This is a genomic window from Levilactobacillus lindianensis, assembly GCF_003946095.1.
In the GTDB taxonomy this organism is placed as follows: Bacteria; Bacillota; Bacilli; order Lactobacillales; family Lactobacillaceae; genus Levilactobacillus; species Levilactobacillus lindianensis.
In genome coordinates, this window is sequence record NZ_RHOD01000036.1 from 1 (window position 1) to 14,609 (window position 14,609).

The 14,609-nt window shown below is 40.0% G+C and carries 18 protein-coding genes and 2 pseudogenes; 7 read left to right on the plus strand and 13 right to left on the minus strand.

Annotated elements, in window-relative coordinates; translation table 11 throughout:
* From EKM70_RS10300 to EKM70_RS10310, 3 genes and pseudogenes are all read left to right on the plus strand, one after another.
* Window positions 1-508 (plus strand): annotated as a pseudogene (locus tag EKM70_RS10300) (replication initiation protein); the annotation flags it as partial.
* Window positions 501-1,073, plus strand: a complete 573-nt coding sequence (locus EKM70_RS10305; protein ID WP_125547605.1) for a helix-turn-helix domain-containing protein — start codon at window positions 501-503, stop codon at window positions 1,071-1,073. The pseudogene EKM70_RS10300 and the gene EKM70_RS10305, both read left to right, overlap by 8 nt.
* A complete protein-coding gene (locus EKM70_RS10310; RefSeq protein ID WP_020090466.1) occupies window positions 1,061-1,261 on the plus strand; it encodes a hypothetical protein in 201 nt (66 codons plus the stop codon). Before EKM70_RS10305 ends, EKM70_RS10310 begins: the two co-directional genes overlap by 13 nt.
* A 42-nt stretch (window positions 1,262-1,303) precedes the next feature.
* Here the strand turns inward: EKM70_RS10310 and EKM70_RS10315 are convergent, their stop codons facing one another.
* From EKM70_RS10315 to EKM70_RS10380, 11 genes are all read right to left on the minus strand, one after another.
* Window positions 1,304-2,638: a dihydrolipoyl dehydrogenase family protein gene (locus EKM70_RS10315; RefSeq protein WP_125547607.1), complete on the minus strand. Its 1,335-nt coding sequence runs from the start codon at window positions 2,636-2,638 to the stop codon at window positions 1,304-1,306.
* A 152-nt stretch (window positions 2,639-2,790) separates the two neighbouring features.
* Window positions 2,791-3,363: an MFS transporter gene (locus tag EKM70_RS10320; protein WP_225416435.1), complete on the minus strand. Its 573-nt coding sequence runs from the start codon at window positions 3,361-3,363 to the stop codon at window positions 2,791-2,793.
* Window positions 3,336-3,668, minus strand: a complete 333-nt coding sequence (locus EKM70_RS10325) for a hypothetical protein (RefSeq protein ID WP_225416436.1) — start codon at window positions 3,666-3,668, stop codon at window positions 3,336-3,338. Before EKM70_RS10325 ends, EKM70_RS10320 begins: the two co-directional genes overlap by 28 nt.
* Window positions 3,669-3,909: 241 nt before the next feature.
* Window positions 3,910-5,154 (minus strand): ISL3 family transposase, encoded by a 1,245-nt coding sequence (locus tag EKM70_RS10330; protein ID WP_125547609.1) that lies wholly within the window; start codon window positions 5,152-5,154, stop codon window positions 3,910-3,912.
* A gap of 419 nt (window positions 5,155-5,573) precedes the next feature.
* Window positions 5,574-5,972, minus strand: a complete 399-nt coding sequence (locus EKM70_RS10340; protein WP_003582802.1) for a pyridoxamine 5'-phosphate oxidase family protein — start codon at window positions 5,970-5,972, stop codon at window positions 5,574-5,576.
* Window positions 5,973-6,085: 113 nt separating this feature from the next.
* Window positions 6,086-6,457, minus strand: a complete 372-nt coding sequence (locus tag EKM70_RS10345) for a TIGR02328 family protein (protein WP_003563277.1) — start codon at window positions 6,455-6,457, stop codon at window positions 6,086-6,088.
* 680 nt (window positions 6,458-7,137) lie between these two features.
* Window positions 7,138-7,422, minus strand: coding sequence for a BRCT domain-containing protein (locus EKM70_RS10360; RefSeq protein WP_019881966.1), 285 nt, complete (start codon window positions 7,420-7,422; stop codon window positions 7,138-7,140).
* A gap of 5 nt (window positions 7,423-7,427) precedes the next feature.
* The gene (locus tag EKM70_RS10365; protein ID WP_003586220.1) at window positions 7,428-8,078 is read right to left on the minus strand and encodes a recombinase family protein; all 651 of its coding nucleotides are present in this window, start codon (window positions 8,076-8,078) and stop codon (window positions 7,428-7,430) included.
* A 264-nt stretch (window positions 8,079-8,342) separates the two neighbouring features.
* Window positions 8,343-9,263 carry an IS30-like element ISLsa1 family transposase gene (locus tag EKM70_RS10370; RefSeq protein WP_125547613.1) on the minus strand — a complete coding sequence of 307 codons (921 nt, stop codon included), beginning with the start codon at window positions 9,261-9,263 and terminating at the stop codon, window positions 8,343-8,345.
* 299 nt (window positions 9,264-9,562) lie between these two features.
* Entirely contained in the window at window positions 9,563-9,910 is a 348-nt protein-coding gene (locus tag EKM70_RS10375) for a DUF5388 domain-containing protein (RefSeq protein WP_020090523.1), read from the minus strand.
* Window position 9,911: 1 nt separating this feature from the next.
* The gene (locus EKM70_RS10380) at window positions 9,912-10,712 is read right to left on the minus strand and encodes a ParA family protein (protein WP_020090524.1); all 801 of its coding nucleotides are present in this window, start codon (window positions 10,710-10,712) and stop codon (window positions 9,912-9,914) included.
* Between the two features lie 1,381 nt (window positions 10,713-12,093).
* Between EKM70_RS10380 and EKM70_RS10395 the strand changes: the two are divergent.
* The 3 genes and pseudogenes from EKM70_RS10395 to EKM70_RS10405 form a co-directional block, all read left to right on the plus strand.
* Window positions 12,094-12,435: pseudogene (locus EKM70_RS10395) on the plus strand (replication initiator protein A); the annotation flags it as partial.
* A 259-nt stretch (window positions 12,436-12,694) separates the two neighbouring features.
* Complete coding sequence (locus EKM70_RS10400; protein ID WP_003646131.1) at window positions 12,695-12,976, plus strand: type II toxin-antitoxin system RelB/DinJ family antitoxin; 282 nt, start codon at window positions 12,695-12,697, stop codon at window positions 12,974-12,976.
* Window positions 12,966-13,511 carry a hypothetical protein gene (locus EKM70_RS10405; RefSeq protein WP_125547617.1) on the plus strand — a complete coding sequence of 182 codons (546 nt, stop codon included), beginning with the start codon at window positions 12,966-12,968 and terminating at the stop codon, window positions 13,509-13,511. Before EKM70_RS10400 ends, EKM70_RS10405 begins: the two co-directional genes overlap by 11 nt.
* Here EKM70_RS10405 and EKM70_RS10410 read toward each other — a convergent pair.
* Window positions 13,462-13,740, minus strand: a complete 279-nt coding sequence (locus EKM70_RS10410; RefSeq protein WP_056993345.1) for a hypothetical protein — start codon at window positions 13,738-13,740, stop codon at window positions 13,462-13,464. The genes EKM70_RS10405 and EKM70_RS10410 overlap by 50 nt on opposite strands.
* Window positions 13,741-13,761: 21 nt before the next feature.
* Window positions 13,762-13,989 carry a hypothetical protein gene (locus tag EKM70_RS10415; RefSeq protein WP_075168781.1) on the minus strand — a complete coding sequence of 76 codons (228 nt, stop codon included), beginning with the start codon at window positions 13,987-13,989 and terminating at the stop codon, window positions 13,762-13,764.
* Between the two features lie 253 nt (window positions 13,990-14,242).
* Here EKM70_RS10415 and EKM70_RS10420 point away from each other — a divergent pair.
* On the plus strand, window positions 14,243-14,609 hold a 367-nt coding region (locus tag EKM70_RS10420), incomplete at its 3' end, for a MobA/MobL family protein (RefSeq protein WP_164506380.1).

Here is a 14,609-nt window from a genome sequence, read left to right on the forward strand (position 1 = left end):
GTTTGTGGTAAACACCATTTTAAAGGAAGCTGATCTTTTTTGTCCGAACAGCGTTCGGATTAATTTTACAATCTACCAATTACTAGATATGCCCAAAAGTTACTGGAATAGTCCCTCTAACGTCGATAAATTTGTTATAAAACCCATTAAAGAAGAATTAACTCCTTTGTTTAGAGGATTAACGGTTAGAAAAAAATATGGTAAAGGGCGTGGGAAACCAGTTATTGGCTATTCGTTTACCTGGAAACCCGAAAAGAAAGATGCCAATGATTTCTCACAAGGCCAATTACAAGATGAGCGTCAAAAGCTTTTTAATATTCAGCATAATGGTGAATTAACAGAGCAGGAAAAATGGCGCGCCATTGACAAGGTTAAAGGGTTAACTTTAGGCTCTACTGAGAAACAAGCATTGGCTGATAAACAGGCCGAGCACGATAAAAAAATAAGAGATCAAGCAAGACAAGAAGCACTTGCTGAACTCCGAAAGGGGTTTGGAAATAATGCCTAAAACAATTAGAGAACTTGCTGATGAATTGGGCGTTTCAAAGCAGGCTATATGGCAAAAGATAAAAAGAGATGCGTCAATCGATTTACGTCAATTTACATCAACAAAAGGTAATACTGTTTACGTTGATGTTGATGGGAAAAAAGCTATTAAAGCAATGTTCTCAAACAATTCGTCAACAAGATACCGTCAACAAAAAGATGATGTTGACGACAACAAAAAAGATGCGGTTGATGGACAAGATGAAGTGAAATTCCTTCGAAATTTAGTATCAGAAATTCAATCTGAAAAGAAAGAGTTACATAAGTTACTAGATCAGCAACAAAGATTGGCCTTACAGGACAAACAACTGCTCGAAGAATACAAAGCAGAAAACGACAGATTAAAAGTTCTCAAAATGCCCTCACAGGAAACAGAATTCAAACACTTAGACAATCAATATAAAGATGAAGTGAACGGGAACGCTCTTAAAGAGAAGTTGGAAAATTTGCAGGAACAAATCAAAGTTCAAAAAAGGATAGAAGAACAAGAAAAACCAAGAAAATGGTGGGGACTATGGCGAAAATAGATGATTCAGTTAAATTGACATCATTTAAAGGTAATTTATATGATGTGATGAAGTTAATCTTAGCTAAACGTGGGGTAAGTGTAGGACGAGCACGTAATCCTTTACCACATGTAGAAGATGATGAAATGGATCATGTTGAGGTAGTACGGCAACATATTGATGATGCAATTGCTGAATTTACTAAATAATAAAAAAACGCCGAGTCTCCTTAAAAGAGGCTCAGCGTTTTTTTAAATCTGTGACCAGACGTCCGCTCCCAAAGTAGGGAAGAGAGGTACGATGCGGCCTAGTTGTTCAGCTGTATATTGAAACTCAATTGCTGGTAATAAAACGTTAATTGCATCGGCAGCATGTTCACTAACTTCAGCTGCTCCTACAAGATGATGGTCTTGATCGTAAATCAAGGTGTTATCACCAATTGTTTCCTTATCAACTTGGCGGAACCATCCGTCAGGAAGATGATTATTTTTAATGGTGTAATCAGGATTTTGCTGAGCTTCTTCGACGCTCATACCAACCTGTGCGATTTGTGGTGAGGTAAAGACAATGGTTGGGATGGGCGGATAGTTGATTGCGTCAGTAGTCTTTCCTGTGAAAAGTTGGGTTAAATAACTAGATTCAAAGATCGCAGTCGGGGTGAGCTTAGGCTGTTCTTTATCAAGCACATCACCAGAAGCATAGATGTTATCAATGTTAGTTTGAAGATGATCGTTAACTTCGATCCCGTTAGCATTGTAACTAACGCCTACTTCGTCTAATCCGATGTTTTCGATGTTAGGAATTCGTCCGGTAGCATCCAAAATCCAGTCGGTGGTGAGGGTTTCGTGATCGTTATAAGACACGGTAAAATGAGAACCGTCTTCCTCAAAACGATCCACCTGAGCGTTGTAAATGAACTTCACCCCTCGTTTTTCGAGGTCGGCAATGACTTGTTTTACGTAATCTTGATTAAATTTGCGCAACGCCCGATTATGGCGTAAAAGTACAGTGACGTTCGCGCCGGCAGCATTGGCAATCGTGGCAAATTCCATGCCGATATAGCCCGCGCCAATAATTACGATATTTTCAGGAAGCTGTTTGAGGTTCATAAAATCGGTACTGTCATGCGTAAGTTCTGAGCCCATAACATCTAGATGGTGGGGACGTAGCCCCGTTGCAATCACGATTTTGTCAGCGGTGTAGCGCTGTTGATCCACTTCGATGGTGTGAGCATCAACAAATTTTCCACGACCGTGAATAATTTCGATGTCAACAGAGTCGAGTAAACCAGTAATCATGTCCGGCAAGCCGTCGATGACTTCGTGTTCATGTTCTACATTGGCAGTCCAATCCAGCTTTAAGTCACCATTTACAATGCCATCAAGGCGTTCTTGGTGGCGTAAAAGTTGAACCGGGTTGTCCAGCGTAATTTTCGCGTTGCATCCACGGTTTGGACAAGTTCCCCCGATTTTGTCCGCTTCGATAATGGCGACTTTTTTACCACTATTAGCTAGTGGAACCGCCCCGTCGAAGGCACCATGCCCCGCGCCTAAGTACAAAACATCAAATTGATAACTTTCAGTCATTTAATTACCTCCATCCTAAATTTAGGTGAATAAATAATTACCATTGTTGGCACGAGCATAGCAGAGGATAGGTGCGAGTTGCAAGCGATTGCAACTGAAGAGAACAAAAAGCAATCCTTAACTTTAAATAAGGATTGCTAAAAAATATCTTACTAACGTTTTAATGATTTAATCGATAGCATTGAAATACCACCAATCAAGGAAAAAATAAATGAAACAATAAAAATTCCAGAATAACCAAAAAGACTTATGACGGCAGCGGCTAAAACGGGTGCGATAGCTTGTGTAATTGTATTACCTAAGTTGTAAACACCTAAGAAAAATGCAACACGATTTTGATCGGGGATAACTTTTAAGTTTAATAAATTATCAAGTGCGTTCCATAAGCCCATTCCTAAACCGGCAGCTAAGGCGTAAAGAATAATACCAGTATTATTTCTTAAGAAGAACAGGGAGAGACCTGCAATTGCTAATAAGATAGTTGAGAGACCTACTGGTAATTTCAGTATTTTAAATTTATTAGATAGTGGCCCAGCGACTAATCCCATCAAAATGCCAAAAATAAGCATAATCATGTTAACAAGTTGGATAGAAGATTGAGTTTGATTACCACGATGAAGAAAGTCGGTCATTATATATAAAATGTATCCTGTAATTGCAAAGTTTCCAACTCCCTGAAACATTTTTCCTATAAGAGCTAGGTAGTAGTCGCGCCAATTTGCCAAGAAGGAAAAATTAACTTTACATTTTTTAAAGAAAACTTTTCTTTCTTTTTAGTTGAGGTTTCATCTAAATTAGAAGGCTCATGGACAATCAAAGTTGCAATTAATACGCCAGCAAATGTGAATATACCAAAGACTATAAATCCTAGTCGAAACTGGCTAAGGAACAAAGCACCGATAACGTTAAATCCGTTATTACCTAAAGCCATGCCTAGACCACCATAAGCAGAAGAAGCAGTCCCCTTTCCATCTTCAGGTGCAAAGGATAATCCAGATTTAAAAAGCCAAGAGCTAAAAAAGCCCAACAAACTTTACAACAATAATCGTAAAAAGCGCCTAGAAATAGGCTTTTTTTCATGTTTCGACGTTTGAGAAACGCATTCTAAGTCCAGTTTTTATTAATAAATGGGTTAATGTCCGCTAAATGAATATATAAACTGCGTCATAACTTAACAGTTGTGGCCTATTTTTGGCTCTGCGTCAACTGGTGTTGAAGAATAAATTTATCATTTGAGGCGGTTCTCCATTTGGGGAGCCGTCTTTGTCATGTTATGCCGTGATTTGGTAGATTCGTTTGAAGAAGTTCAGCTGATTCTTGAAGCCAAAACAGGATCGTTTGAGTGACTTGATGAGGCGGTTAACCCCTTCGATTGGACCGTTGGAATAAGGGCTGGTGACAGCGGCGAGAACAGCGACTTTGTGTCGCTTAAGCGTCGCGATCGTCATGTCCATTGCCGTACCGTTTGGCTCGTAAGTAGCTAACAGGTTTGCCAGTTCCGCGGGATGTTTCTTCACCATCAAAGCATCATGAAGCGCTAAGTAGGCCTCGTAGGTTTGCTTGAGCTTGGGCTCAGTATCAAGTGCGATATCGATGGCCTCCTGTTGCGTGACGTATTCATTCAAACCAAACAGGAACTGTTTGTGTTTAGCGTCAGGCGCAGTTTGATGAAAAAGCCGCCAGTTTGTCTTCATGATCTTATAAGGACGGCTGTGCTTGTCATCAAGCTGTTTGAGCGCTTGGACGCGTACCTGATCAAGGGCACGAGCCGCAAGTTGAATGATATGGAACCGATCAATGACGACTTGGGCCTTAGGGAAAACCTCATGAATAATCGTCTGATAAGCTGCATTCATGTCCATGGTGACCGTCTGGACCCGAGTGCGTTCAGCGAGTGAATAATGAGCGATGAAGAAGTTTTTAATCGTGCGGTTGAATCGATCACCAAGCAAGGCAATCAGACGATGTGAATCGGCATCAAGACAGATAAACGACATCATGCCATGAGTGGAACGGAACTCATCAAAGCAGAGTCGCGTGGGTAGCCGGTGAGCCGGTCGGAGTTTGAGATTTCGGTCAATGATCCGTTGAACCGAGGAGGCTGAGATTCCGATAATACGGGCGATGGTTTTGACTGGCAACCGTTCATGCGCTAACTTCATGATTCGTTCTGTCATGTGAGCGGCGATCGTGTGGTTGGGTTGCACGAATGGCGTCTTGGCACTGACTGTGTGGTAACAGTTATGACAGCGCCATCGTTGCTTGTGCAAGTCAATGACTGTCGGCATTTCAACCCCGTTGAGGACGCGCACGTGGGCCGTGTAAAACCCGTTAGGGTGCAAGCCCTCAAAGCCACACAGTGGGCACCGGGTTAACCGGTAAGTCAGCTCGGCATCAATCACATGATACTGGCGGCGACGTACCCCGTTGCCGCGATATTCATGACGAACAAAGGCTACTTTGATATTATGGTCTGGTATTCCAAGGACGGACAGTGTAGGATCATATTGGGACATTTACTCATAACCTCGCTTGCTTTTGGTTTCGACGCTAACAAGCATAGCATGGACACTGAGTAGGTGTCTTTTTGCGTTATCCAAAAAGGGCCTATACGTTCAGTGTTGATTATTTCTCAACACCAGAAAGTGTAGACCCTAAATTTATTCTTCAACACCAGTTGACGTAGAGCCATTTTTATTGGATGATTTTTATCCAATAACACAAAAAAAGGCGTATCGAAAATCGACACGCTCGAAGTAATGGCGTTAACAGTAAGCTACGGGTTTCTTAAGAATTAGACGTACTTCTATCACTTCTAACCAAAGTATAACAAAACTGCTTGCTAATGAATACTTAATGACATGAAATAAACACTGTATGAGTTTGGACACTAAAAAGTTCTTCGACTTACTCGGTTGAATTTGTTTTAAAAACCCTAGGCGATTTGAATACCAGCCTCTAAGGTGTTATCCAATTTATAGATTCGTTCAACATCAATAACCACTACGCCAGCGCGTGGGAAACGTTCAAAAATGTTAGTTTTATCTAAAATCTGATTAGCAAAATCATCTGTTTCATGAATATGAGCCGTTCCCTCAAAGCGAAATCCCTGTTGAGCGCCTCTATCAGCAACCGCAACCGCTGCCAAATGGTTGCTCGAGAGATTATCATAGGCTTGCCTGAAGGTATGCTCAAAGTAGATTAAATGTGAGTCATCTAAGACATGTAGTGAGCCCTTGGGACCAACTTGAGGTTTGCCATCTATTCCTGTTGTTGCTAGGAAGGGGAGCTGACTCTTTAACATATTCTTCATTTCTTCTGTAAGATTTACCATTTAATTTTCTCCAATCAACACGACATTACACTTTCCAATTACTTTTAGTAAGTATACTGTCGATATCCTATTTTGTCAATCCTATGTCCCAAGATGAACATCGCAGACTAGGATCACGGAAGGTTTAAAAAGATTCCCTTGTTTTGTAAATTGGTTAAGCAAACATGTTTATATCGTTGGTCATGCTCAGGATAGATGGGTATTGTGAGTGCAACCGGATTGAGTTGTTTGTATGCTGGGCAATGTTGACCTCGATACAGAGGATCATACCATTTCTGATCTGGATGATAACCTCGTTTTTCCATTTCACGTAACACAATACAGTGAAATTGAAATAATTTATATGGGGAATGTGCAAATACGTAATTAACGGTAGCGTGTTTCCGTCCCCATCCATTACCGCGAAGCGCCGCAATTTCACGATGCTGTCCCAATAATTGTTGTCTTGGGAGTTGCTGAATTAAATCTTGATGCCATAAACGCACGTTACGGCTTCCTTTCTTGAAAACTAGTCTTAATATTTATGCCATTTGGAGGATTACAGTACTGAACCATTTTATGACGAAGCGCCTTTTCTATAGGTTCATCGGCAGTATAAGTAATGGGATTTGCGCCTACTCGGATTGTCTGATCAATTTGTTCAATTTTGTTGGTGTGATTGCTTATATTGCTCTTGCAAAGGAATGATATCCTTTTTTGCTGTCTTTGGAGCAGCGATTGCACCCTCCGCATGAACATATACACGGTTTATTAAGATGGCTTTGAAAGTGAAGTCGTGCTACCTAATTTTGAGTCGTTTTAGCCTAACTAATACCTATCATGCCGAATTTGTTATTGGATCGTTTAAGTTTAGAAGCAACTAAATTTGTTCGATTAATTAGTTGAAAATTCTTGGGATTGCCCATGTATTTTTTAGTCTGGTTATTAGCTTTTATGTTTGATCTGCTTATTTCTGATCGCAAACACCCACAACTGCGAGTGAATCCTTTTTGAAGTCGTTGACTGTCAACAATACATTTATTTCCACATTGACATTGACAGAGCCAAAGCGCGTTTCCATTAGAACTGCTTCCCCAAAAACTAATGACTGTGAGTCGTCCAAACGTTTGATTGGCCAAATCGATACGCTTTTGCATACTAATCTCCCCGTTTGATAAGAAGGTACTTAAAGAGTTGTTTTCAATTGATCTAATCGCCATTGGCACCATGAAATAAAGGCTAATTCGTCAATCTTTGGAATGCCATAGGTTCTAGCATACGTTAACTTTTGAGTGGTAAGTAGTTGATCATAGGGTTTGCTAATAATACCAACCACAAGGATATCGACATTTTTGTCAATCCCGTTGACAGGTTTTGCTCCTAGAATAATTGCTAACTGTTGTGCCTGGAAACGACGAAAAGATCGCAAACGGCCGGTAAAGAGAATTCGTTTGCCCCTTAAATCTATCATGATGTTTACCTCTCACTAGGGGGAACGTTTGCTAGATCTTCTGCCTGATACTTTTCGATGCGATATAAGGTTACTGGTGCAATACCTAACATGCGAGCAATTTGTCGCTTGGTCAGAGTTTCATCTCCGTCTTTCTTCCTATTTAAAAGGCGACAGGCTTCTTTATAAATATAGCGTTTTTGACGATTAGGTGAATGAGGACCATATTCGCGAATTTTGCCCTTATATTTGCCCTGGCGTTTGGCAATTTCTATGCCTTGTTGTTGCCGTATCTTAATAGTTTCGCGCTCTTCTTGAGCAATATACTTATATAGTTCGACAATAATTGTCGTAATCAAGTTACGAAGGTTAGGATCTTCAATACTTGCAAAGCTAGGCAGATTTAGAACATTCAATTGAGCTCCACGATGGCGAATGGTTTCGATGATGTCAGTCAAATCATGAGAATTGCGACCAAGTCGATCAAGGCTCAATACCACTACTTCATCATCATCACGAATATAGTCTAACATTGCTTTTAGTTGAGGACGATCGGCATTTTTACCTGAAAGCTTCTCTTGAAAGATTTTATTAACACCGGCATCATGTAGCTGCTCAATTTGACGTGCAAGATTTTGATCACGCGTACTAACACGCGCATAACCGATTTTAGCCAATTCTAGGTCGCCTCCGGGTCACTTATATGTAACTAATAATACTCCCTTCTCACTTTAGTTACAATAGGGTACACTCTAACGAAAAAATCCTTCGATTAGTCAAGAACCGTTAGTCAAGCCTCAATAAAGGCAAGCCAGTACTTGGCGATGCCGCTTGGGCTGAATCAATTGATGTGTTTTAGGATTTGCAACACAACCGAAATTACAGTTCTCATAAAATCCGCTAAGCCTAGACAGTCTTTACTTTAAAGGCAAATTACAAGTTTAATCCGAACAAGCCCGGAATCTTTCAATGGCAGTCTGTTGATGATGTATTTTTAATGGTCGTTGATTAATTAGTTCAAGTGCTGCTAGGATCTCATCAGTCGTTACTTGGCTAAAATTGGTCTTTTTCGGGAAGAACCAGCGTAACCGCCGATTAAAATATTCATTGGAACCTCGTTCCCACGGTGAATATGGATGGCAAAAATAAGCTTTGATCTGATAATCCTGTTCTAAGGCCTGATAATTGGCAAACTCTTTACCATGATCAACAGTAATGGATTTTACTTGGGGACCGAAGGCCCCCATAAACTTGCCAAAGGTGGTGTTTAGAGCCTTAGCCGTTCTATTAGGGGCTTTGATGGCCCATAGAAGTCGGGTCTTACGTTCTACGAATGTAACCAGACATGATCGTGACTCACTTCGACTAGAAAGCACCGTATCTACTTCCCAATGACCAAAAGCTAACCGTTGATTAACAGTTGTTGGCCGTTGTTCGATGGAAGTCCCACTTGTAAATTTCCCACGATTTTCGCTCACTCGGTGCTGGCGGACATTCCGATTGGGTAGATCAGTCAATTTGAAGGGGAGCCAGCCACGATTAAGCCAATTATAAATTGACGCAGTGCTCAAGTTATAAGCGGCCGCAATGGTTTCTGGTGACCAGGTTAATCGTAAGTGATTGGTAATTAAAGTCGCTAATGCTGCCGTCAGCATCGAACGACGACCGCAATTCCGCCTTTTGCGATCTGCATCTTGCTGAGCTAATTCTGGATCATAAGGTTTAACCCGGTCCAACTCATAGCTAATCGTAGCTTTGGCGACGCCTAAGGCGTCAGCCATTACTTGGTAAGATTTATTCCCCTCATTGACCAGTTGTGCTAGTGCGCCACGTTGAAAACGTGATAAAGTAGATGTACCCAAAGTAATCACTCCCTATATTGGTTGGAATTAGCTACTACCATTGTAAGTGATTGCTTTGGGCTTTTTAATTTCTGTTCGGATTAATTATAGAATTTGCCTCTTTATAAATAATACCAGATACATACGAATACTACCTTATGAAGCTGTCAGGGGCACTCAAAGTATCTCTTGGAAATTATAAAGTAACGACAAAAAGGCCCCTACTCCGCATAATAGAGGGATTTTTTGTGTGCATTCTGCTTCATTTAAACGGACAAGTATACGTCTAAAAGCTGAACGTGTCGTCTGAGGGCGCGTGATTATTTACTTTTTAGTTTATAGTCAAGCTTATCCTTTGTTTCCATCATCGATACCAATTCATCGTAAGTATCGCGTGTTTGGGGAGTTAGTGATTCAAGATAACTTTCAATCATCAAAGAAACCATTTCACTAGCTGAACGCTTATCAGCTGTTGCTTTAGACAAAGCCAAAACGGCATTTCTGGTATGATTATCAACTCGCATGTTTACATCAAAGGTAGGAATTTTTTCCGCACTATCTTCGCCAAAACCTGCTTGCTTTCTAGAAATTGATGATACATTTACGTTTACCTTCTTATCAGGACTTTTTACCTGATCATCATTACCGTGTTTCAAAAGTCCCCCCATATTATTCTGCCTCCAATCTAGATACTAATTCAGTAGCAACAGCCGTATATGTGCTGTGAGTAGCTTTATCCCAAACAGAACGACTGCTTTCAGTGATTCCAGTAAGGTCATATCTCTTTACTCTTTCCATAGCAGTAATGACATTTTCAAATATGTTGTCTTCCCCAAATTCTTCTACGGCCTGTTTAAGAACGGCATTGTCAATAATTGATTGCCCTTTTGTAAGAACTGGAAGAATACCTGCTACATCTACTTTTGCTCCAAATTCGTCAATTAAATTCGTTTGTAAATAGCTTAAGAAACTTTTTGCTCCCAGCAATGCTCTTTGCTGAGTTTGTAGCATAACAATGATCCAGTCGCAGCACATAAAAACGTTATCGTTTGTTAAACTCATTGTAGGGCTTACATCAAGAAACACGAAGTCGAATTTGCTAGATATATTTGACAAAGAGTTTTTAAGATAGCTGACTTTAGCTTTTTCATCAATGTCTTGTTTATCAACCCACCGACTGAATAAGTTCATATCAGCAGCAGCTGGTATTAAGTCAAGACTGTTCTTAATGTTAATGATGCCGTCATTTAAGTCTTTTCCGTTAATTAGTAATGCGAAAAGAGATGGATCAATTGTGATGTTGGAATTTTCGTGACTTTTTGTTTTTATCATTAAATCAGTTAGGTTTGCTTGAGGGTCACAATCTACCATAAGCACTTTATATCCCATATTTGATAATTCCCAACTGATTAAGGCTGTAGTAGATGTTTTACCAGTACCACCCTTTTCATTGGCGCAACTAATTATCATTTTTTATAAATCCTCCATTCGTACACGGTACACGGTGTACTGTGTTATGTGTACAGTGTACCGTACTCAGTACACAATGTACAGAAAAAAATCCTTAACAATTGAATGCGGAATGACGGCTTTTTAATGAAATTATTTAAGTGTACAGTACACAGTATTCAATACACAGTGTACAGTGTACAAGATACAGTGTACAGTGTACGGTGTACTGTACACAAGAAAAGTTGACCAAAAATTTGATAACTGATATAATGATAACCGTAGTAAAAATAGAACATAAAAAAACACCCACCGACGGGAATCGGTGAGCGCCAAACAATCTTCTAATTTATAGATTATTATATCATGGCCGGTGCGATTTTTAAAGCCCTAGGGGACAAGCTGGGGTCTAAATCCAAGGGGACACGTTTGCCAGGGCGACTTCAATAAGTCTGGCTATACCACAACAAGGCTATCTGTACGGCTGGGTGGTGAATGGTGAGCGCGACCATTAACGGCGCGGGTGGTAAAACGAAGCTTCGGCTTGGTGCCATTGATTAGTTGGTGATCGAACAAAAATAAATACGTATCATCAACGCCTTCTAGGGCGTTTTTTAGTAGGCTAAACCGAAAACGTAGGTTTATAATGAGTGGTGGTAGCAATACCGCAATTGTACAGACAAGCGACGGGCGTTAACGACCGACGAACTAAGGGGAAACTTTTAGTAGTAGAATTGTACTCTGGTTCAGTTATTCCAAATAGCTGATTCCAGGGAACAATTCTGCGCTCAAAACGTCACTCCCTCTAAACTGAATGGAAAACCGTAACCCGTCAAGACAAATTCCAAAGAAAAAAAGAAAGTTGGTGGAATTGTTGGAATGTAAGGATTACATTGTTCCATTGAATCCAGATGTGATCGTTAAGAAGACAATCTATCGGAGTTCTGCAAGAATTACTGATCGACAAAGGAACCAAGTGAAGAGAGTTTTGCGTAGTCAAGGGTATCAGGGAAGAATTAGTAGTATTCGATACACTCGGGTAAATTACAAGTATTCATTTAAAGTATCCGTGAAGTATCAGGGGAGTGTCGGTAAGTTTTTGGTTAATACAAAGAATGAGACAGTTGAATTCAAGGGAATGGCCTAGACGTAATTTCAGTGAATTTCACAAACTCATTTTCCCCAATTAAAGCCAATCTGCGACCTATACCACTTCTTTTTTGGACAAGTTCACAATCAAAAAATAACGGAATGTGGAAGTACCGCGGTGAATGTGGGTTACTTGGTATACTAAAAAAGGCTCCCGGTTTAACACTGGAGGCCTTTTTTCTAGGTTACATATTTTGAGGATGAATGTTTTTATCTTCGTAGCTTTTACTTGGGTGCTGTAACATGATGAATACTGCTTAGTTTTTGGTGCCGTACCCCGCAACAGATGCGTCGCTTCGTTGGTATTATCTTAAATGCTAAGTACCGAGTTGAGAAGGATCATAAAGATATTGGCGTCATAATCCCACTGGACGGCGAAGAACTTAAATTTTTAATGACTAAAGCCTTGAGACGTTACTTTAACGCCCTAAGAAGCAATGAGAAGCACATCAAGAACGTGGAAAATTACCTGTACGGCACCATGCAAAACCTATTTGGCGTTTGGTGGAATAAACAAGCGGCTAGAGAATATGCGGCCAAACACCCCGAAGAAGAAAAGTCGGCCGACAACGATAACAGTGGGTTGTACTACTAGTCCTAAAAGGCTATAAAATCCTTTCTAAGCAGTTTTAAGACTCACTAACCCCTTTATACTTAAGTTAGATTTAAATGGCTTAAACAGAAGAATATGGTCTTTTAAATGAGTGTCAGAGCTAACCAGGCTAACCAGCTCAAAAGTTCAGCCTTTAGATCAATGCCAACCTCAAGTGGTCTGAGGCCAGGGTTTTATCCGTTGATCAGATACTCAAAAGATAGTATAATGGTAGTAGCGAAAGAAAGGAGATGAGACAATCATGGCAGTTAAGGAAAAGAAACGGGTCCAAGTCAAGATTGATAAAGATTTGGCCGATGATACCGAAGCAGTTTTAAGCGAATTGGGCTTAAATCCAACCACGGCCATTAACATGTTTTACAAGCGGATTGTTGCTAATGGTGCTTTACCTTTTAATGTGTCTTTAAGCGAAGAAGAAAGAGCTAATTTACGCTTTTTAAAGGCGACCGAAGGGACACCAGTCACCGAGTTCAAAGACGCTAAAGAGGTCGCTGATTGGCTCAACGATCCAGATGAGGACTAATGACTTAGTCAGCCTATACGTTAGTTTTGTAGAAACTAACGGTGGCAAGTCTCGGCCAGTTTTAATTCGTCGGGTATCAGAACAGACGGTCGAGGCTTTTAAAATTACTAGTCAGTATGAAAAGAAGTCGGCTTATATCAAGCAACAATATTATCCGATTCAAGATTGGCAATCCGCTGGGTTGAAGAAACCTTCCTGGGTCGATCTTGGTAATATTTATCGCTTTCCCAAAGCCGGTTTAAACTTTAAAGAAATCGGTCATTTAAGTAAGCTAGATCAAAATAAAATTTCAGATTTTACGCTTGACCTGAAATCAAAAAGAAGAGGTAAGGGTCAAAAGATAATTCAACAGCGATCAAGTAAAAGGAAGCACAAAGAAAGTAAAGCAGAGCTTACACAAAGAATTCAAAAACAGTTAAAAGACTTTGCTAAACACAATCCAAAAATTAAGCCAAAAAACAATCCTGAAAATAAAAACGATCGGCCTAGTTATTGGGTTGATCGTTTTTTAATTTATCCGGTTTATGGGCGTTGACATAGTCAGCGAATGTTTTTAAAAGTTCTTCGGTTTGTTCGACCGAGAGGTTATTAGCTTGAAAGTACTTTTCTAACAAAGCCCCTTTTTGAATTAATCGGCGAGAACGGGCTTTGCGGGCTTGCCGATTTTCATAGTATTTGGATTGCCGTAATTTAAAATCTTCCCGCTCAATTTTTTGTTTTAAACGCGCTTGCTGCTCGACTAGTTTTTCATATTGATTAGGCATGGAATTCCCCATCTCCTATGACTAATGATCTACGGACTTTTCCTTTAAAAGCTCGGATACTTTTTTGGATAAGGACTTGATATTTTCATTAGATAAATTAGCATAATCTAAATTGGCTTGACTGATGATTTGTTTACCTAGCCGTTGTTCAATCTTATTTTTTTCGTCCTTAATTTTTTGATTAAGGGCTTTTAATTTAGCTTCTTGTTTTTCTAAGTTACTTTGAGACATAACGATCCCTCCAATCATATTAGAAATAATCACCGAAACTATATCATATAGGAAACGTTAAGTCAAAGTATAAAATTTGAAATAGCGAAGCGGAAGGCATACACTAAAAGTAAATTCAGGAGAATCAGCAGACCGAGTAAAACGAGGTAAATGCGCACTTATACCCCACTAAATTATTGTGGGGTAAATCGTGCCAAAATCCTGTATTAGAAGTCGCCGATGGCGACAACAAGGTCAAAACCCATAGAATCAAAGGAAGACGGTGACTGACATGGCAATATTCCACATGAGTTTTAGTAATATTAGTGCTGGGAAAGGACGAAGTGCGATTGCCAGTGCCGCTTATCGAAGTGGTGAAAAGCTATTTGATGATCAAGAAGGTCGCCACTATTTCTATGCTCGGTCAGTCATACCAGAGAGTTTTATTTTAACTCCTAAAAATGCACCAGCATGGGCCAGTGATCGAGAAAAATTATGGAACGAAGTAGAAAGAAAAGATCGGCGAGCAAATTCTCGGTATGCGAAAGAGTTTAACGTGGCTTTGCCAGTTGAACTAAGCGAAGATGAACAGAAAGAATTATTGACAAAATACGTGCAAGAAAATTTTGTTGATCAAGGCATGGTAGCTGATGTAGCGA